At 67.2% G+C, this 17,913-nt stretch carries 17 protein-coding genes; 7 read left to right on the forward strand and 10 right to left on the reverse strand.

Annotation, left to right across the window (positions count from 1 at the left end; all coding sequences use genetic code 11):
• Window positions 1-2,266 (forward strand): carbamoyl-phosphate synthase large subunit (gene carB, locus ACN469_RS29035; protein WP_498772989.1); only part of this gene is annotated, 2,266 nt, incomplete at its 5' end.
• A 74-nt stretch (window positions 2,267-2,340) separates the two neighbouring features.
• On the opposite strand, the gene ACN469_RS29040 is transcribed toward carB, so the two are convergent.
• On the reverse strand, window positions 2,341-3,231 hold the full coding sequence (locus tag ACN469_RS29040; RefSeq protein WP_498772991.1) for an SDR family NAD(P)-dependent oxidoreductase: 891 nt from the start codon (window positions 3,229-3,231) through the stop codon (window positions 2,341-2,343).
• Window positions 3,232-3,396: 165 nt separating this feature from the next.
• Here ACN469_RS29040 and ACN469_RS29045 point away from each other — a divergent pair, with 165 nt between their 5' ends.
• Window positions 3,397-4,554, forward strand: a complete 1,158-nt coding sequence (locus tag ACN469_RS29045) for a fatty acid desaturase family protein (RefSeq protein WP_498772993.1) — start codon at window positions 3,397-3,399, stop codon at window positions 4,552-4,554.
• Window positions 4,555-4,562: 8 nt separating this feature from the next.
• Here the strand turns inward: ACN469_RS29045 and ACN469_RS29050 are convergent, their stop codons facing one another.
• The gene (locus ACN469_RS29050; RefSeq protein WP_498772995.1) at window positions 4,563-5,063 is read right to left on the reverse strand and encodes a hypothetical protein; all 501 of its coding nucleotides are present in this window, start codon (window positions 5,061-5,063) and stop codon (window positions 4,563-4,565) included.
• Window positions 5,064-5,114: 51 nt separating this feature from the next.
• The gene (locus tag ACN469_RS29055; RefSeq protein WP_498772997.1) at window positions 5,115-5,909 is read right to left on the reverse strand and encodes a TonB C-terminal domain-containing protein; all 795 of its coding nucleotides are present in this window, start codon (window positions 5,907-5,909) and stop codon (window positions 5,115-5,117) included.
• An 868-nt stretch (window positions 5,910-6,777) separates the two neighbouring features.
• Here ACN469_RS29055 and def point away from each other — a divergent pair.
• Window positions 6,778-7,392 (forward strand): peptide deformylase, encoded by a 615-nt coding sequence (gene def / locus ACN469_RS29060; RefSeq protein WP_498772999.1) that lies wholly within the window; start codon window positions 6,778-6,780, stop codon window positions 7,390-7,392.
• A gap of 14 nt (window positions 7,393-7,406) precedes the next feature.
• Window positions 7,407-8,048: a glutathione S-transferase N-terminal domain-containing protein gene (locus ACN469_RS29065; RefSeq protein WP_498773001.1), complete on the forward strand. Its 642-nt coding sequence runs from the start codon at window positions 7,407-7,409 to the stop codon at window positions 8,046-8,048.
• 40 nt (window positions 8,049-8,088) lie between these two features.
• Here ACN469_RS29065 and ACN469_RS29070 read toward each other — a convergent pair whose 3' ends face one another.
• Window positions 8,089-8,997 carry a DUF3396 domain-containing protein gene (locus ACN469_RS29070; protein WP_498773003.1) on the reverse strand — a complete coding sequence of 303 codons (909 nt, stop codon included), beginning with the start codon at window positions 8,995-8,997 and terminating at the stop codon, window positions 8,089-8,091.
• A 188-nt stretch (window positions 8,998-9,185) separates the two neighbouring features.
• On the opposite strand from ACN469_RS29070, the gene ACN469_RS29075 reads away from it, so the two are divergent.
• A complete protein-coding gene (locus ACN469_RS29075; protein WP_498773005.1) occupies window positions 9,186-9,428 on the forward strand; it encodes a hypothetical protein in 243 nt (80 codons plus the stop codon).
• 415 nt (window positions 9,429-9,843) lie between these two features.
• Here ACN469_RS29075 and ACN469_RS29080 read toward each other — a convergent pair whose 3' ends face one another.
• A complete protein-coding gene (locus ACN469_RS29080) occupies window positions 9,844-10,752 on the reverse strand; it encodes a DUF3396 domain-containing protein (protein ID WP_498773007.1) in 909 nt (302 codons plus the stop codon).
• A complete protein-coding gene (locus ACN469_RS29085) occupies window positions 10,749-11,519 on the reverse strand; it encodes a hypothetical protein (protein ID WP_498773009.1) in 771 nt (256 codons plus the stop codon). Before ACN469_RS29085 ends, ACN469_RS29080 begins: the two co-directional genes overlap by 4 nt.
• Window positions 11,520-11,657: 138 nt before the next feature.
• On the opposite strand from ACN469_RS29085, the gene ACN469_RS29090 reads away from it, so the two are divergent.
• Window positions 11,658-12,506 (forward strand): MBL fold metallo-hydrolase, encoded by an 849-nt coding sequence (locus ACN469_RS29090; RefSeq protein ID WP_498773011.1) that lies wholly within the window; start codon window positions 11,658-11,660, stop codon window positions 12,504-12,506.
• Window positions 12,507-12,533: 27 nt separating this feature from the next.
• Here ACN469_RS29090 and ACN469_RS29095 read toward each other — a convergent pair whose 3' ends face one another.
• Window positions 12,534-12,785 (reverse strand): HD domain-containing protein, encoded by a 252-nt coding sequence (locus tag ACN469_RS29095; protein ID WP_498773013.1) that lies wholly within the window; start codon window positions 12,783-12,785, stop codon window positions 12,534-12,536.
• 190 nt (window positions 12,786-12,975) lie between these two features.
• Between ACN469_RS29095 and ACN469_RS29100 the strand changes: the two genes are divergently transcribed.
• Entirely contained in the window at window positions 12,976-15,195 is a 2,220-nt protein-coding gene (locus ACN469_RS29100; protein ID WP_498773015.1) for an MltF family protein, read from the forward strand.
• A 24-nt stretch (window positions 15,196-15,219) separates the two neighbouring features.
• On the opposite strand, the gene ACN469_RS29105 is transcribed toward ACN469_RS29100, so the two are convergent.
• The 3 genes from ACN469_RS29105 to ACN469_RS29115 all read right to left on the reverse strand — a co-directional run.
• Window positions 15,220-16,035, reverse strand: a complete 816-nt coding sequence (locus ACN469_RS29105; RefSeq protein ID WP_498773017.1) for a tetratricopeptide repeat protein — start codon at window positions 16,033-16,035, stop codon at window positions 15,220-15,222.
• Window positions 16,036-16,381: 346 nt separating this feature from the next.
• Complete coding sequence (locus ACN469_RS29110; RefSeq protein ID WP_498773019.1) at window positions 16,382-17,083, reverse strand: hypothetical protein; 702 nt, start codon at window positions 17,081-17,083, stop codon at window positions 16,382-16,384.
• A 12-nt stretch (window positions 17,084-17,095) separates the two neighbouring features.
• On the reverse strand, window positions 17,096-17,913 hold an 818-nt coding region (locus ACN469_RS29115), incomplete at its 5' end, for a DUF4139 domain-containing protein (RefSeq protein WP_498773021.1).

The following is a 17,913-nucleotide window of genomic DNA, read 5'->3' on the forward strand; positions in this document are numbered from 1 at the left end:
CACGCTGGACGAGCTGCGCAACGACATCACCCGTGACACGCCGGCCTCGTTCGAGCCGACGCTGGACTACGTGGTGGTGAAGATTCCGCGCTTCAACTTCGAGAAGTTCCCGCACGCGGACCGGACGCTGACCACGAGCATGCGCTCGGTGGGCGAGGTGATGGCCATTGGCCGGACCTTCCCCGAGGCGTTCATGAAGGCGCTGCGCTCGATGGAGCTGGGGCGCGTGGGGCTGGAGCCGCCCGAGCTGCCCGCGGAGAAGGAGGAGCGCGAGAAGGTGCTGCGCGAGGCGCTGCGGATCCCGCGCCCGGAGCGGCCCTGGTTCGTGGCCCAGGCGTTCCGCGAGGGCCTGACGGTGGACGACGTGCACGCGCTGTCCCACATCGACCCGTGGTTCCTGCGCTACATCGAGATGTTGGTGCGCGAGGGCCAGTCCATCCAGGAGTACGGCCGGTTGGATCAGCTCCCGGACGAGGTGCTCCGGCAGGCGAAGGCGCACGGCTTCTCCGACAGCTACCTGGGCAAGCTGCTCGGGTACCCGGAGGAGGAGGTGCGGGCGCACCGGCACTCGCGCGACATCCGTCCCGTGTTCAAGCGGGTGGACACGTGCGCCGCGGAGTTCGAGGCCTTCACGCCATACCTGTACTCGACCTACGAGGAAGAGGATGAGGCGCCTCCGACGGACCGTCAGAAGGTGCTCATCCTGGGCAGCGGGCCCATCCGCATCGGTCAGGGCATCGAGTTCGACTACGCGTGCGTGCACGCGGCCTTCGCGCTGCGCGAGGCCGGGTACGAGACGGTGATGGTCAACTGCAACCCGGAGACGGTGTCCACGGACTACGACACGTCGGACCGGCTCTACTTCGAGCCGCTGACGATTGAGGACGTGCTGGAGGTGTCGCAGCGCGAGAAGCCGGTGGGCGCGATTGTCCAGTTCGGTGGGCAGACGCCGCTGCGCATCTCGGTGCCGCTGGAGAAGGCGGGCCTGCCGATCCTGGGCACGTCGCCGGACGCCATCGACCGGGCGGAGGACCGCGAGCGGTTCAGCAAGCTGATTGAGAAGCTGGGGCTGACGCAGCCGGAGAACGGGGTGGCGCGCAGCCACGCGGAGGCGTTCAAGGTGGCCGAGCGCATCGGCTACCCGGTGATGGTGCGTCCCTCGTACGTGCTGGGTGGGCGCGCGATGGAGACGGTGTACGACGCGACCAGCCTGGAGCGGTACATGCGCGAGGCGGTGAGCGCGTCTCCGGAGCACCCGGTGCTGATTGATCGCTTCCTGAAGGATGCGATTGAGGTGGACCTGGACCTGGTCGCCGACCGGACGGGCGCGGTGATGATTGGCGGGGTGCTGGAGCACATCCAGGAGGCGGGTGTGCACTCGGGTGACGCGGCGGCGACGCTGCCGCCGCACTCGCTGCCGCCGGACCTGGTGGAGCGGATGAAGGACCAGGCGATTGCGCTCGCGCGGGAGCTGGGCGTGGTGGGCCTGATGAACGTGCAGTTCGCCATCCAGGGGAAGACCATCTACATCCTGGAAGTGAACCCGCGTGCGAGCCGCACGGTGCCGTTCATCTCGAAGGCCACGGGTGTGGCGATGGCGAAGATCGCCGCGCTGTGCATGGTGGGCAAGACGCTGAAGGAGCTCAACGCGACGTCGGAGCCGGAGATGCGGCACGTGGCGGTGAAGGAGAGCGTGTTCCCCTTCGCGCGCTTCGCGGGCGTGGATGTGATTCTCGGGCCGGAGATGAAGTCCACGGGCGAGGTGATGGGCCTGGCGCAGGACTACGCGTCTGCCTTCGCCAAGAGCCAGCTGGCGGCGGGGGTGAAGCTGCCCAAGAGCGGCAAGGTCTTCATCTCCGTGAAGGATGACGACAAGCCGGCGGTGGTGGACCTGGCGCGGCGGCTGCGGTCCATGGGCTTCTCGCTCATCGTGACGGCGGGGACGCACAAGTACCTGGCGACGAAGGGGATTGAGGCGCAGGTGGTGCAGAAGGTGAAGGAGGGCCGGCCGAACATCGTCGACAAGATTGTCGATGGGGAGATTGTGTTGGTCATCAACACGACCTTCGGCAAGCAGGAGATCTCCGACAGCTTCTCCATCCGTCGTGAGGCGTTGATGCACTCGGTGCCGTACTACACGACGGTGCAGGCGGCGCGCATGGCGGTGGGCGCGCTGGAGGCGCTCAAGCGCACGGACCTGGAAGTGAAGCCGCTGCAGGAGTACCTGGGCATCACCAGCACGGTGCCGGGCAAGCCTCGGCGGTAGGACGCGCTTCGGGATGTTCCGAACGGCCCCGTTCCCTGAGTGGGAGCGGGGCCGTTTGCTTCGTAGCCGTCTTGCTATTTCGCGGCGCGGCTCATCATGTCCCAATAGCTGTGCAATCCACGGATGTGATTGCCACCGTCGACGGAGATCGTCTCGCCGGTGATCCATGCGGCATCGTCGCCGCAGAGGAAGGAGACGACGCCCGCGACGTCCGCCGGCATGCCGCACATCTTGCCCAACGGCGTTCGGGCGAGGAACTCCTGCCCCATGACCTCCATGAGCCCCACACTCTCCGCCAGCGGCGTGCGGATGGCACCAGGCGCCACCACATTCACCCGGATTCCATGGCGCCCGAGCTCCGACGCGGCGACCTTCGAGAGGTTCGCCAGTCCCGCCTTGGAGGCGCAGTAGTGCGCCAGCCCATCCGTCACCGCGATCTGGTTCAGTGAGGAGATGTTGACCACCACGCCGGGCTTCTGGGCCTGGACGAGCGCCCGCGCGAAAGCCTTCATGAACAGGAATGGCCCCCGCAGGTTGGTGGCCATCACCTGGTCGAAGTCCTCGTCCGGGAGCTCGAGCAGGGGCGCCAGCGTCGCCGTCCCGGCGTTGTTCACCAGGATCCCCGGCAACCCCAGCTCACGCGTGGCGACCTCGATTCCCCGGGCGACATCCTCCGCCCGGCTCACATCGCCCTCGAAGGGCACGGCGCGCGCGCGCCCCTCGAGAATGCGATTGAGCTCCTTGGCGGTTTCCTCCACCTTCGCGCCCGTCCGGCCGAAGAGGAGCACATTGGCCCCATCTCGCATCAGGCGTTCGGCGATGCCCCGGCCGATGCCCTGTGCGGCTCCCGTTACGATCGCGCTGTTCGATATGAGCTTCACGTTGTCCCCTGCCTGGATGTGAACCTCCAGTCTAAGTTGAAATTCGTGGATTCCCCTCTTCTTCCCGTGGGTGAAGGCACGCAAGAATCAGGGAGTCACGTTGCCTGGTTGGGGCGCATGCGCTGGCTGCGCCGTAAAGGTGGGCCCGTGCGGCGAGGTCGGAAACGCTTCCCGAGGCACCCTCTGGCGGCTACCGTTGACGCGTCGCTCCGTCCCCCCGTCTGACGCCTCGTCCGAGGAGCCCGCCGCATGTCGTCGTCCTTGCCCCCCGCCTTCAATCCCGCGTCCGTGGACGTGGAGGGTTTCCACCGAGAGCTGAAGGTGTTGCGGCAGGAACTCGACGCGAACCTGGGGGACGCGGACGCGAAACACCTTCGTAAAATCGAGCGCTGGGGCCGCGTGAGCACGCTGCTGGGCATCGCCACCTGTTGGCTGGCCCCCAACCCGTTCAGCGCCGCCGCGCTCAGCCTGGGCCGCTCGACGCGCTGGCTCCTGATGCACCATGTGGGGCACCGAGGCTATGACCGCGTCCCGGGCCTCCCCGCGTCGCGGACCGGCAAGGGCTTCGCCAAGGGTGGCCGGCGCTACCTCGACTGGCTCGACTGGATGCTGCCCGAGGCCTGGGTCTTCGAGCACAACGTGCTGCACCACTCGCACACCGGCGAGGACGCGGACCCGGACCTCCTGGAGCGCAACGCGGAAGGCACGCTGCGCAACCCGTCCCGGCCCCTGGCGCTGCGCTACCTTCAGCTCACGCTGCTGGCGCTCACCTGGCGCGCCTCGTACTACGCGCCCGAGACGCTGAGCGCCCTGCGCCGCAAGGGCCGCCGTGACGGTGGGGCCCTCACGGGCGTCGAGTGGAAGGAGCTGCTCCTCCACTGCTACCTGCCGTATGCCGCCGTGCAGTTCGTGCTCTTCCCCGCGCTGTTCCTCATCATCGGCCCGTGGGCCGTGTTCAGCGCGTTCTGCAACTCGGTGATGGCGGACGTGCTCACCAGCGTCCACACGTTCCTCGTCGTGGGCCCCAACCACACGGGCGAGGACCTGTACCGCTTCGACGACAAGCCCGCGAACAAGGGCGAGCGCTACATCCAGCAGGTCATCGGCAGCGCGAACTACCGGACGGGCGGAGACCTGAACGACTTCGCGCACCTCTGGCTGAACTACCAGATTGAACACCACATCTGGCCCGACCTGCCGATGCTCAAGTATCGCGAGGTGCAGCCGAAGGTCCGCGCCCTGTGCGAGAAGTACGGCATCCCCTACGTGCAGGAGAGCGTCTGGACGCGCGTGCGGAAGATGGTCGACGTGGTGGTGGGGAAGCGGTCCATGCGGAAGCTCGCGCCCCGTGAGCGCTCGGAAGCGCCCGTGGCCGCCGAGGCGGACCTCCAGGCCCACGTGGCTTGAGCGCCGTGTCAGCTGGGTGATGCGCGGCGCTGCTTGGGGAGCGGCGCGCGCGCCAGGGTCTTCACCGGCGCGTTCTCCCTGTCCTCACGGCTGAGGACCTCGACGTCCACGACGCGGGCCCCGTCGGCGGAAGCAGGCGGGCCGATCGTCACCACGAGCACCCGGTAGGCCTCCTCCAGCCGCTTGTGCAGCTTGATGAAGTTCACCTGCGCGGTGCCGGGCATGTCCTCGGTGTACGTGAAGTACCAGCGCAGCTCGTCCAGGTTGCTGTAGTACCGGTCCACCACGGCCTGTTCCTGCTCCGGCAGGTGGATGAGCTGTTCGAACGCGCCGTCGGCGTAGCGCGAGGCGATGGTGTCGAGCAGCGGCTCTCGACTGCGCAGGCGCGAGAAGAGAGCGAACATCTCGTCACGTCGAGCTTCCAGCCGGCGCATGATGCCGGCGGCGTCCATTGCAAGCAGATTGCGGACGCGTGCGGCCATCTCATCGGCCTTCTTGCGGCGAGCCATGGCGGCCAGCCTAGCCTCCCGACGCGAGTCGAGCCAATGGGGGGCGGTGGGTCAGTAGACCCTCAGGAGCCTGGGCTGACAGACGAAGCGCGGGTTGCGGAAGTCGATGACCTCGATTTCGCCCGTGGTCTCCTCGAAGCGGCCCGCGAGGAGGCCCGCGGCCACCGCCGACGCGACGTAGAGGCTGTCCTGCCCCTTGAGCTCCTTGAGCTTGCGGAAGTAGACGACGCGACCCTCCACGGACCAGAGCGTGTGGATGCCGCTGGCCTTCACGCCGCGCGCCCCATCGGGAGGTGCGCCGAGCTTCGCGAGCGAGGCGGGCACGGCGTTCAGCACGAAGGCGTCGTAGGCAGGATTGCCGCTCAACGTCACGAGCTTCGCGTCACGCAGGGTGCCATCCGTGTCCTGGTGCAATTCGAGGGTGACGATGAGCTTCGCGCCGCCGCCGCCCGCGAGCTTCTGCAGCTCGTCGCCCGCCTGGACGTGCCCCCGCAGTCTCTCCATCGAACGGCTGCCGGACGAGTCGCCCGAGCGGTTCTGGAGGGCCTGGAGTTGCTCGGAGCTGGTGGGCGCGTTGGGGACGGGGCCTCCCGGGTTGCCCGTGGCGCCGAAGTTCTTCGACTGGGAGGCCCACGCCGTCTTGGCCTGATTGAGCAGGCTCGTGCCCGGGAACACCGGCGCGTCTTCGAGGCCCTTCTCGAGCGCCTCGCGCAGCCGGCTGAAGTACGGGTCGATCAACCCATTGGCCACGCGCAGGGTGGCCTGTTGGTCGTCGATGACGCCTTGCACGCGTTCCCCGACGCGACCGCGCTCCTCGGCGAGCAGGGCTTCTCGTGACGGGCCCACGTCTCCTGGGCGCAGCGTGCGTCCGCTCTGCGTGGAAATGCCCGACGGCCGGGAGTCTCCTCCAGGCGTGAGGGCGGAGGGCAGGGGAAAGAGGCGGTCTCTTGGAAGGCGAGGACCGAGGGGCGTGGGCTCTCCCGCGAGCAGGCCCATGGGAGTGTCCGCGTGTCGTGGGCCGGGCTCCTCGGGGGCCGCGACGGAGGCCACCGCGTTTGGCTCGGAGTGGGGCGTGGGTGTCTGGGGCGCGTTCTCGGCGTGTTCAGTGCGGGGCTCCGGCTCCGGAGCATCCGGGGGCTTCGGACGAGAGGCCTCTGCTCGTGGGGAGGGCGGAGGCTTCGCTGGTGGAACGGCGGGAGGTTGCTGCACGGGTGCCGGCGCAGTGGACGGTGGAGCCGACGGAGGTTCGGTTGGTGGCGAGGTGATGACCTCCACGAACAAGGGAGCGGGCCGGGTGGGAGCGGGTCGCGGACGCGCCGGTGGCGTCCCGTTCCAGAGCAGGGCGAGGAGGGCCGCATGGATGACGAGTGAGGCCAGTGCGGCCCACCCGAGGCGCTGAAACCGCCGCATTGCGACTCCCACGAACGCGGGGAAAGCCCACCGGCGGTGGCGGTGGGTGACTCCTGAGCCGGCCCTCTGTCCTCGAAAGTCTACCTGCCTTCAATCCCGAGGTCGTGAGCCCCTACGAAAGTGGGGCTTCGGGATTGCGTGCCCTTGCCGTCATCCGGACGCGAGGCGTGTGATGCAGAACGCTTCCGTGTGTGACGCGCGGCGACGCGGAGGCGTCAGCTGCATGGGAATCGCGGTGGGTTGATGGGCGACAAGTCTCTCTTTCGCGCGGCGTCGGCGCGAGGGGCCCTGCTACGCTTGCGGCATGGTGCTCAAGATCGTCCAGGCAGGAGAACCCGTGCTTCGGCAGAAGGCGCGAGACCTGACGTCGGAGGAGATTGGCAGTCCCGAGATTCAGCGGCTCATCGTGTTGATGCGCGACACGATGCGGGATGCGCCTGGGGTGGGGCTCGCGGCGCCACAGGTGGGAGTGGGCTTGAGGCTGGTGGTCGTCGAGGACCGGTCCGAGTACCAGGCAGGGGTGTCGCCCACGGACCTGGCGGCGCGGGAGCGAACGCCGGTGCCGTTCCACGTGCTCATCAACCCGAAGCTGACGGTGGAAGACGCGACGCCCGCCGAGTTTCATGAGGGCTGCCTGAGTGTCGCGGGCTTCGCGGCGCTCGTGGCTCGGGCGCGCGGCGTGCGAGTGGATGCCCTGGACGAACAGGGCAAGTCGGTGACGATTCGGGCGACGGGTTGGTACGCGCGCATCCTCCAGCACGAGCTGGACCACCTGGACGGCACGCTCTACGTGGACCGGATGGAGACGCGCAGCTTCGCGACGGCGGACAACCACCGGCGCTACTGGGCGGGGCGCACCACCGCCGAGGTGCGGGCTGTCCTCGGGTTGGCGCCGGGGCGCGACACGTCGTCGACTTGAACGGAGGAATACAGATGCCTATCGCGGGGGAAGACATCACCACGCCTGTCATTATCGGCCGCTCGAGTTCTCACTTCACCCGCATCGCACGGCTCTTCGCCGCGGAGCTGCGCGTCGACTATTCCTTCCAGGTGCTGCGAGATCTCCTGTCCTCGAATCCGGAGGACTACGGTGGCAACCCCGCACTGCGGATTCCGGTCATGCGGACGTCCCGAGGTGTCTGGTTCGGGGCCCTCAACGTCTGTCGAGAGCTTCGTCGGATGTCGAGCCTCACGCCACGCGTGGTCTGGCCCGAGGACCTCGAGGCGCCGGTGCTCGCGAATGCGCAGGAGCTCATCCTCCAGGCCATGTCGACGGAGGTGACGTTGATCATGTCCAAGCTGGGGGGCACGGGAGAGAGTGCCCATCAGTCGAAGATGCGAACGGGGCTGACCAGCATGATGTCGTGGCTGGAGCAGAACACGACGACGGTGCTCGCCGCGCTTCCACCGGATCGGGACCTGAGCTTCCTGGAGGTCACGCTCTTCTGCCTGGTGCGGCACCTGGAGTTTCGGGAGGTCTTGCCGATGGCTTCCTACGAGGAGCTCAACGCGTTCTGTCAGCGGTTCGAGACGCGAGCCTCCGCGATGGAGACGACGTTTCGCTTCGATACGTGAAAGCCGGTGCGCGGCACGATGGCTGCGGAAGTCGCTTCCTTCAATCGAGGAAGCGACGCTCCCAACGAAGCAGCTCGTCCTCGGAGAGCCCCTGGCTGTAGGGGTGTTGCTCGCGAAAAAGCCAGGGCTCCAGGACGCGGGCCAGTTCGCGGTAGTGGGGGAGGGTGTTCCCTAGGTTGGTGTCACCTGCTTCGGGCCAGGGGCCAAGGGTGATGACGGCGCGGTCTTCAGGCAGGGCATCGACGGTGGTGTCTGGAGCGCGGAGTTGCTCACGGAGTCGTGACACACCGCCGAGGCCCTCGAGCGCAGGCTGACCGAGGAAGGTGAGCCAGGCGGGTCCTCGCACGCGGGTGCCGATATCCCAGGAGACATGAATCAGCGAGAGCAGATCCAGCCCTGGGTAGCGAAAGCAGAGGGCCCGGACCTCGGGAGCGACACCCACGATATCGAACTCGCCATCGAAAGCGAGCCCCGCGTGTCCGGAAGAGAAGGGCAGGTTTGTCGCCAGATCCAATGCGAGCTTTCGCATCGACTCGGGCCCATGCGCATCGAGGAATTCAGTCGGTAGCATGAACCGAATCGCGTTCATGACATCGCGCGAACGTGTGAAAGGTGTCGGATCCTCTGGCTTGCCGAGGAAGTCGAAACCGTAACCATCCTCGGGCGAGCGGCTCCTCAGTTGAATCATGGGGCAACTGGCTTGCAGAAGCACCGCTCGGACATGGTCCCACCCGGCGGAATCGAGAGGGCACCATTCACCCTCTGTAGATGCGTACATCTCGAGAGCCTCGGGACCGACAGCCTCGACGAAGTGTTTCATCGCAAGGAGGACCCGCTGACGGAGGTCCAGGTGCCCACCTGGGATGTAGAGGCAGACGCTCAAGCCCTCACGGAGCAGCAGCGCACCGTTGCGGGCTCGACGGCGAATCCGTGGGTAGTGCTCAGTCACCGGACGACTCCAAGTCTTGGGACGACGCGTCGGACCATGTGCGTGCCAAGGGCGCGTTCATAGACCATTCGTTGATTCATCTTCTGATGAGGCCCATCGTTGTACTGCCTCCACGGAGGGGCGCTATCGGTGTTGACGCAGGGAAACTTGAAGTCGTAGACGGCCGAGGCCACCAGCGGGTCTCCCTCATGGATGATCACATCAGGGACCAGCGTACCCTTCAGTTCCTCTCCGCAGCCAAGGCGCAGGAGGAGTCGGGCATCCTCCTCACTGATCTGCTGGAGGATGCCCGTAGCTCCATCGAAACGATAGCGCTGCTCCAGGCTGAATCGCCCGGGTCTGAGTTCTTCAAGGGCTTCGTGCGTGCAGACCAGGGCTGCTCGGTGCATGAGACATCCGAGGTGCATGGCGACGGTGAGCCGGCGTCCTGAACTGGCGTCCATCACGGTGGCGTTGCATTCCGCAGGTGTAGGGCTTCGTCCAGCCCACTTTTCGAGAAGTACCAAGGAGCGAGCCTTGTCCGCGCACTCCTCAAGGCGCTCCTCGATGACCGCCTGGGTGGCCGAATCGAGCACGCGAATCGCGGCTGCGGCGGTCCGCGTGGCGGAGGCTACGGCTTGAAGCGGCCGGACAGCGGGGATGACGGCTTCCTCCCCTGGGATGCGTGCGCACAACTCCGGCCTGTGACGACAACCGTTGGAGGCGGAGTCGAACTCGTAGCGCCCCGTCGACGCACGTTCCGGGGTTCCCGCGCAGGCCGCGAGGAGGACCGTCCATCCCGTCATCCACAGCTGTCGCCAGCCTCGTTCCATCCGTTGTCCTCGTTCATCAGGAACTCCAAGCGCTTCAATCGAGGAAGCGGCGCTCCCAGCGAAGCAGATCGTCCGCGGAGAGTCCGAGGCTGTAGGGATGCTGTTCGCGAAAGAGCCAGGGTTCCAGGACGCGGGCCAGCTCGCGGTAGGCGGGCAGGGTGTTGCCGTGCAGCGTGTCACCGGCCTCGGGCCAGGCGCCTAGAGTGATGACGGCACGGTCTTCGGGCAGGGCATCGACGGTGGTTTCTGGAGAGCGGAGTTGCTCACGGAGTCGAGACACACCGCCGAGGCCCGCGAGTGCCGGCTGCCCCAGGAAGGTGAGCCAAGAGGGTCCCCGTACGCGGGTGCCAATCGCCCAGGAGACGTGCTCCAGTTCTAGGAGGTCCAGCCCTGGGTAGTGAAAGCACACCTTGCGGACCTCGGCCATCATCCCGGCGACATCGAGTTCGCCATTGAAGGCGAGGCCCACATGTCCCGAGCAAAACGGCAGGAGGCTCGCGATCTTGAGTGCCAGTCCTCGCACTTCGGTGGGACCGTGCTGTTCCAGATACTCGGTTGGTAGCCAGAAGCGCACCGCGCAGACAGGGTCTCGTCGTTTGGGGGATATCGCAGCATCGTGCGCTTTGCCGAAGTACTCAAACCGGTATTGATAGCGCGCGTCTTCAGCATCGTGCAGCAGGAGTAGTGCCACTTTTCGGTCGAGCAGCTTCGCGCGGACGAATGACCACTCCTGTTCTGTCAGGTCAATCCACTCGCCATCCTCGCTGGCATATCTCCCGATTGCGTCGGGGCCGACCGCTTGCAGATACGCCTCCATCGCCGCGATCACGGCTTGAGCGACTTCCCGGTGAGGGCGGTCCATGAAGAATACGAAGCTCAATCCCTCGCGCACCAGAAGAAGTTCGCCGTACGTGAGACGAATCCGTGGGTAGTGCTCACTCATGGCGGAACTCCCCAGCGAGGAAGGACTCGTGACGCAGGGGCATCAAAGGCTTCCCTATAGATCATCTTCTGGCTCATGCCTCCGTATGTGTGGCCCACGGGATACTCGTGCCACGGTGTCATGTTCGTTGCGATGCAGGGAAACTTGAAGTCGTAGATGCGGTGCGCGCTGAGCGGATTTCCATCGTGGATGACGAGATCGGGAACCAGTGTTCCCTTCAGCTCGTCGCCACAGCCCGAGTTGAGGAGGCCTCGGGTCTCTTCCTCGCTGACCATCGCGAGAGTCCCGCGCGCCCTGTCGTAACGGTAGCGCTGCTCGCGGCTGAATCCTCCAGGGATGACTTTCTCCAGAGCCGCTTCACTACAGTCGAGTGCCACGCGATGCATGAGGCACCCGAGCTGCATGGCCAGGGTCATGCGTCGGTTGGACGATTCATCGATGCGCGACTCATTGCACTCGCTGCGGGTGGGGGGCCGCCCGCCCAGGTGTTCGAACAGCACCGAGGAGCGAGCCAGGTCCGCGCACTCCTTGAGGCGCTCCTCGATGAGCGCCTGGGTTGCGGAGTCCAGCACACGAAGCGCAGCGGCTGCGGTCCGAGTAGCGGACGCCATGGCTTGAAGCGGCCGGACAGCGGGGATGACGGCTTCCTCCCCTGGGATGCGTGCGCACAACTCCGGCCTGTGACGACAACCGTTGGTTGCCGAGTCGAACTCGTAGCGCCTCGTTGACGCACGTTCCGGTGTTCCCGCGCAGGCCGCGAGGAACACCGTCCATCCCGTCACCCACAGCCGTCGCCAGACTCGTTCCATCCGTTGTCCTCGTCCCTCGCTCCATCATGTCGCGGATGGCACCCAAGCCTCACGGTGGGTTGCGACCAGGGCCCCAGTCACGCCATAAGCACGGCGATGCTCACCGAGGTCCAGGCAGGCCCCTATACCGTCCGAGGCATCTCCGTCGGCGGCGTCTACACCTCCCTCCAGGTCCCCGAGCTGGACGTGGTGCTCGACGCGGGCATCCCCATTCGTTCCTTCGCGGGCACCGACCGCATCTTCCTCAGTCACGCCCACCCCGACCACGCCAGCGGCCTCGGCTCGCTGCTCGGCATCCGCCGCCTGATGGGGAAGGGCGCCCCCACCGTCTTCCTCCCCGCCGAAATCGAGGCCCCTGTCCACGAGGCCCTCGGCGTGCTCTCCCGTCTCCATCACACGGCCATGGACGTGCAAACCGTCCCCATGCTCCCCGGTGACGTCCAGCCGCTCGGGCAGGGCCTTCATGTCCGCGCCTTCCGCACGCACCATCCCGTCCCTTCGCTCGGCTACCAGTTCATCCGCCGCGTCTCCAAGCTGCGCCCCGAGTTCCTCGAACTGCCACCTCAAGAGATCGCCCAGCGACGCCGTGCTGGCGAGAACCTCCTCACCGAGGTCGACCACCTGGAGCTGGCCTACGCCACCGACACACTCGCTCGCGTGCTGGAGACCGAGCCGTCCCTGTTCGACTCGCGCGTCCTCATCATCGAAGCCACCTTCGTCGACCCGAAGCGCCCGGTGCAGGACGCCAGGGACCGCGCCCACCTCCACCTCGACGAACTCATTGCCCAGGCCGACCGCTTCCACAACGAAGCCATCGTCCTCATGCACTTCAGCCAGTCCCTCGGTCCGCAAGAAGTGCACGCCCTGATTCGCGAGCGCCTCCCGCCCACGCTCGCCGAGCGCGTCCGCATCTTCGCTCCCGAGTCCGGTCGCTGGTTCGGCTGAACCTCGCGCCACCGACTCAGTCGGGCCTCAGCGCCTCCAGCTCCGCGAGCACCGCGCGCAGCTCCGGTGCCTCCAGCTGTCGACGATGAACAGCGAGAGCAGCGCGACGAACAGCGAGTGCTCGGCCACGCTCTCGCATCGCTCGGGCGCGACTCCCACCCGCAGCCAGCCCTGGCGGAAGAGCTGCTTCAGGTGGTTCAGCTCGAAGTACGTCTCGATGAGCGGGAGCGTCTTGCGTCCCCCGAGCAGGGCGATGGGCGGTGAGCTCTTCGTCTTCATTCGTCCAGACACGCTACACCCAGGCGCCCCTCCGCTCTCGTACTCCAAGTGGGGCCGGGTGGGCCTCCGGCGTCCCTCCCGGTGCGCATTGCAGAGGGGCGCGTGATTTCCCCCCGTCACCTCGGCTAGACGGTGGGCGAGGGACCAGGTCCGCGACATCGGGCACGGCCCGGAGGAGGGGGAAGCACCCATGAAGTCTTCGGCTCGTCAGTCCCAAGGTGTGTCGCGAGGTCTGCTCGTGGCCGCGCTGCTCGTGAGTGTCCTCGCTTGCAAGCAGGAGCCTCCCGCTCCGCCGCCACCGCCTGTCGTCGCCATGGAGCCGGAAGACCCTCCCTTCCCCGAGCAGGCCCTGCCGCTCCCCACGGAAGTGGCCCAGGTCGCCGCCGAGCCCGCGAAGCCTCCCGAGCCGCCGTTCACCGGAGACCTCCCCGCGCTGCGCAAGCGCGGTGTCCTCCGTATCCTCGTGGAAGGCACCGATGAGGACTTCCTGCCGCGTCAGGGCACCCCCCGCTCGCAGGACCACGCGCTGCTGGAGCGCTTCGCCGAGAAGCACCACGTGTCCGCCGAGTTCGTCGCCGTGGAGCGCTTCGACCAGCTCATCCCTTCGCTGCGAGAGGGGCGTGGAGACGTCATCGCCGCGGACCTGACCGTCACTCCGGAGCGCTCCAAGGAGCTGGCCTTCACCCGTCCCCTGGCCCTGGTGAATGAAGTCGTCGTGGGCAAGCGGGGCGCGACAGGGCTGCCGCGCAAGCCGGAAGAACTCGCGGCTCGCACCGTCCACGTGCGCGCGAGCTCCACGTTCGCCACGGCGCTCGCCACGCTCGCGAAGGAGAAGGCCCCAGGCCTCACCGTCGAGCCCGTGCCCGAGAACATCGACTCCGAGGAGCTCGCCTGGAAGGTGTCCCGAGGAGAAGTCCCGCTCACCGTCGTGGACAGCCACCTGCTCGCCGCCATCGAGACGTACAACCCGGACGTCGAGGCCCTCTTCCCCATCGCCGAGAAGCGCGCCCTCGCCTGGGCCGTGCGGCCGGAGAACCCCGCGCTGCGTGGGGCCCTGGATGCCTTCCTCGTGGAGCGCGCGCTCACCGACCACCGGGAGCAACTCTTCACAGGCGACCTCGACGCCATCCGCAAGCGCGGCGTGCTGCGCGTCCTCACGCGCAACAGTCCTGTCACCTACTTCCTGCATCGAGGAGAGCAGGCTGGGTTCGACTACGAGATGGCGAAGCTCGCCGCCCAGGCCCTCAAGGTGCGGCTGGAGGTCGTGGTGCCTCCTTCGTACGACGAGCTCCTCTCCTGGCTGAAGGAGGGCAGGGGCGATGTGCTTGCCGCCGCGTTCACCGTCACGCCGGAGCGGCAGCGAGAGGTGGCCTTCAGTCGCCCCTATCTCTTCGTGGACGAAGTCATCGTGCAGCGCGTGGGCGCACCCAAGCCCGAGTCCCTGGCGGACATGAAGGGCAAGGCCGTCCACGTCCGGCGCTCATCCAGCCACTTCACCCCGCTCAAGGACGCGTCGGCCGTGCACGGCTTCACGGTCGTCGAGGCGCCCGAGGACCAGGACGCGGAGACCCTCATCGACCAGGTGGCGCGCGGAGAGATTCCCTACACCGTGACGGACAGCCACATCCTCGCCGCCGAGCGCGTGTACCGCGATGACGTGGAGGCCGCGGTGACACTTCCAGGGGCAGGCCCTCGCGCGGGCCCGGAGGGCCAGTACGGCATTGCCTTCGCCGTGCGCCCGCGGAACGTGAAGCTGCGCGCCTTCCTCGACGGCTTCGTGAAGAAGACCTACCGAGGCACCGAGTACAACCTGGCCCGCCGCCGCTACTTCGAGGGTCACCGGGGCGAGGCGCCCGCGACGACGGACGAGGCGGTGCTCACCGGTGCCATCTCACCCTATGACGTGCTGGTGCGGTCCTACTCACAGCGCTACGGCCTGGACTGGCGGTTGATGGTGGCGCAGATGTTCCAGGAGAGCCGGTTCGATCCACTGGCGCGGAGCTGGGTGGGCGCGCAGGGCCTCTTCCAGGTGATGCCCGGCACTGGCAAGGAATTTGGCTTCCGGAAGCTGGAGGACCCGGAGGAGGGCATCCACGCGGGCGTGAAGTACATGCACCACCTCATCGGACGCATCGCTCCGGAGATTCCCTTCAAGCAGCGGCTGCGCTTCGCACTGGCCTCCTACAACGCGGGGCTCGGCCACGTGCTGGACGCGCGGCGGCTCGCGCAGGAGCGGGGGTTGGACCCCAACCGCTGGTTCGGCAACGTGGAGAAGGCCATGCTCCTGCTGGAGAAGCCCCAGCACTACCGCCGCGCGCGACACGGTTACTGCCGAGGCTCCGAGCCCGTGAAGTACGTCTCCGAAATCCAGACGCGCTACGGCAACTATGTCGCCGTCGTGCAGCACTGACGTCTCGAGCAAGCGACCCCAGGCTCAGTGGGATCGTGGTGCCGCGGTGACTCCCTCGGTGCACTGCTGCTGGTACTCCGTCAGGACGCGCGCGAACCGGGCCCGCTCGGGCTCGGGCCACTCCTTCGGGAGTCTCTCCACCGCGCGTCGCTGATCGGCGATGGCCTCCGCGCATCGCCCCAGGCCCCGCAGTGTCGCGGCGAGCGTCTTGAGGACATACGGATTCACGGGGGCCTCGGCTTGGGCCATCGTGGCCAGGGGAAGTGCCTTGGCATATTGCCCGGCTTGGACCTCGAGCCAGGCCAGCTCGTTGGCCGCCCACCAGTATCGAGGGGCCAGTTCATTCAGTCGTCGCAGGACGCCAGGGTACTCCGGTCCCTCGGTGACGTTTCGCGCGAGCAGGAATGCCAGGTCGTCCCATGCTGCTGGGCTCTCTGGGAACGCAGCCACACGGTGCCTCACGAATTGTAGCTCCTGTTCGGGCGTCAGGCGGTTGTCGGAGGGGTCGATGATGTACTTGAAGGCGTGAGGCATCTCGAGAGGATGCCCCGCCAGGGTTGAGGGGCGTGCCCGGGCACGTGTCACGATGTCCAGAAACCGCTTAGTGGCCCCATGGGGAGCACGCTCGAACACGATGCAGTTCCGAAAGCGTCCGTCCGCTCCAAGCCGACACGCGAGGGCAACGAGGCCCAACTGCATCCTGGCCTCCATCTGCGGAGGATCGCGGAGGGGCTCGAGCTCGAGGATCTTCTCTCGCTCGAACTCGTCCTCCAGGAACGCGCATGCGGCTTGAAAGCGAGCCACACAGGCAGCATGAAGTTGCGCGGCCGCCTTGGCCACGTCCTGGTCCGTGGGTCGTCCCTTCAGCGCCTGGACCGCTTCCGCGAATGCCGCGGGCGCATGCGCGGGATTCATGGGCTGCTCCGAGCCGGGGCCGAACGCTCCCGTGGCGCCATAGGACTGGGCGGCTGCCACGGTGTAGTCCGTGAACTGGAGCACGGCACGGGAGAGGTGGCCATGGCTGGCCGGCAGGTCCGGAACCCTCGCGCGGTGACACCCTGTTACGACGAGGCCCAGCAGAACCCATCCAAGAATGCAGCGGTGCATGCCCCGCACCCTAGCTTCATCGACACGAGCCCGGGGACCTCCCGCGGGCCCGTTCGAGGGAGGAATTCTCAACCAGGACTCAGAGGTCGACGCCCACGTACGCGGCGGCCCAGGGGCCGCTGAGTGACACGGAGAACGTGTCCGGCTCCGACTCCGCCACCAGTCCGAAGTTCTTGGCCTGCTTCACGTACTGCGTGTAGCCCACGTTGACGCGGGTGTGGACCCAGCGGCTGAACTGATACTGGAGCGCCGCCGAGCCGCCCCCGCCGAAGGTCCACTTCCGGATGCGCCGCTGAAAGAAGGCCGAGTCGGGCTCCGGGTCCGCCGTCCCGTCGGGCACCGTCGAGAACATCCGCCCGGAGGCGATGCTGACCTCGGACGCGGCGCCGAAGAGGTTGAGGCCCAGCAGCAACTTGCCCGTCAGCGCGAAGCGCTTCTCGAACCCGGGACGCACCGAGAGGACCTGAAGGTCATCACCCGTCAGGTACCACTCCACGCCATTGGTCCACCACCAGTCGCTCCGGTCCGAGCTCCTCACCATGTTGAAGTGCAGCCCGCCCGACAGGCGCATTGAGTTGGCCCGCGCACCCAGGGTGCTCGTCTCGTTCCGCCAGTCGAGCATGTAGGCCGTCGGGTGCTGCATCCTCCCCCACGCACCCCCGAACTCCACCGAGAGCTGCGGGGGCCGTTGCGCCATATCCGACGCGGTGCCCGGCGGAGCGGCGGCCCCGGCCACGAAGGCCGGACCCAGGGCGAGCAACAGACCGAACAGCGTGCGCATCACGAACCTCCTCTACAGCCCCGCGACCTTCGCGGCGCTGGTCACCGTGTAGACCAAGGTCAGCTCCTGCTGCGAGCGCGGTGGCGCGGTCAGCTCGAAGCGGGCGATGCCTTCTGAACTGAAGCGCGTGGGCGCCGGCTTCGTGGAGTCCTTCAGGAGCATCACCTCCACCGTCTCCACCTCGGACACGGGAATCCGCTCCTCCAACGCCACCGCCGCGGGATGCGCGCTCATGTTGGAGAGGAACATCTTCACGTGGTGCGTCTTCACCTTGCGCCCCGACAGGCGGCTCGTCTCTTCCTGGAGGTCCGTCTGCCGGGCCACCCGGAGCGAGTCCTCGCTGCCGAAGCCCAGCCGCACGCGCTCGCCCTTGCCCGTGAAGCGAAGCTGCGAACGACCCACGTACCCACTCGCGCGCACCAGGTCCACGGGACCCGCGAGCAGTACCGCCGGGCCCACGTTGTCGAACCGGGCCACGCGATGCACCAGCGGTGACAGCTCCGGGCACACCAGCAGCTCGGACGCCGCGGGCGCGGTGAAGTGGAACATGGGGACGCGGTGTGGCTCACCGTCCGAGGGCACCGTGGTGCGGTGGGCCGCCGCGAGCGTCAACGCCTCGCCGCCGTCGTCCATGCCCGGCAGGCCGTCGTCACGCTTCGCCACGGCACCTTCGCCCGCCGTCTGGATGACCTCCTCGCGCATGGCCACTTCCACGACCTGCTTCTCACGCTCCGTCTTGTCGCGCAGGAAGAGCCAGTCCGTCTCCAGTCGGGGCGGGGTGGCTCCCAGCGTGGGACGCGCGGTGGAGAACGCCAGCTCCGCGTCCTTCC

The sequence above is a fragment of the Corallococcus terminator genome (assembly GCF_049194865.1).
GTDB lineage: Bacteria > Myxococcota > Myxococcia > Myxococcales > Myxococcaceae > Myxococcus > Myxococcus terminator_A.

What these genes read in the sequence shown, in the direction of transcription:
- ACN469_RS29050 (WP_498772995.1), bottom strand. Translation starts at nt 5,063, where the DNA reads ATGGCTCGCCGCAAGAAGGCCGATGAGATGGCCGCACGCGTCCGCAAT.
- ACN469_RS29090 (WP_498773011.1), top strand. Translation starts at nt 11,658, where the DNA reads ATGCTCACCGAGGTCCAGGCAGGCCCCTATACCGTCCGAGGCATCTCC.
- ACN469_RS29095 (WP_498773013.1), bottom strand. Translation starts at nt 12,785, where the DNA reads ATGAAGACGAAGAGCTCACCGCCCATCGCCCTGCTCGGGGGACGCAAG.
- ACN469_RS29075 (WP_498773005.1), top strand. Translation starts at nt 9,186, where the DNA reads ATGGATGATCACATCAGGGACCAGCGTACCCTTCAGTTCCTCTCCGCA.
- ACN469_RS29110 (WP_498773019.1), bottom strand. Translation starts at nt 17,083, where the DNA reads ATGCGCACGCTGTTCGGTCTGTTGCTCGCCCTGGGTCCGGCCTTCGTG.
- def (WP_498772999.1), top strand. Translation starts at nt 6,778, where the DNA reads ATGGTGCTCAAGATCGTCCAGGCAGGAGAACCCGTGCTTCGGCAGAAG.
- ACN469_RS29100 (WP_498773015.1), top strand. Translation starts at nt 12,976, where the DNA reads ATGAAGTCTTCGGCTCGTCAGTCCCAAGGTGTGTCGCGAGGTCTGCTC.
- ACN469_RS29080 (WP_498773007.1), bottom strand. Translation starts at nt 10,752, where the DNA reads ATGAGTGAGCACTACCCACGGATTCGTCTCACGTACGGCGAACTTCTT.
- ACN469_RS29045 (WP_498772993.1), top strand. Translation starts at nt 3,397, where the DNA reads ATGTCGTCGTCCTTGCCCCCCGCCTTCAATCCCGCGTCCGTGGACGTG.
- ACN469_RS29065 (WP_498773001.1), top strand. Translation starts at nt 7,407, where the DNA reads ATGCCTATCGCGGGGGAAGACATCACCACGCCTGTCATTATCGGCCGC.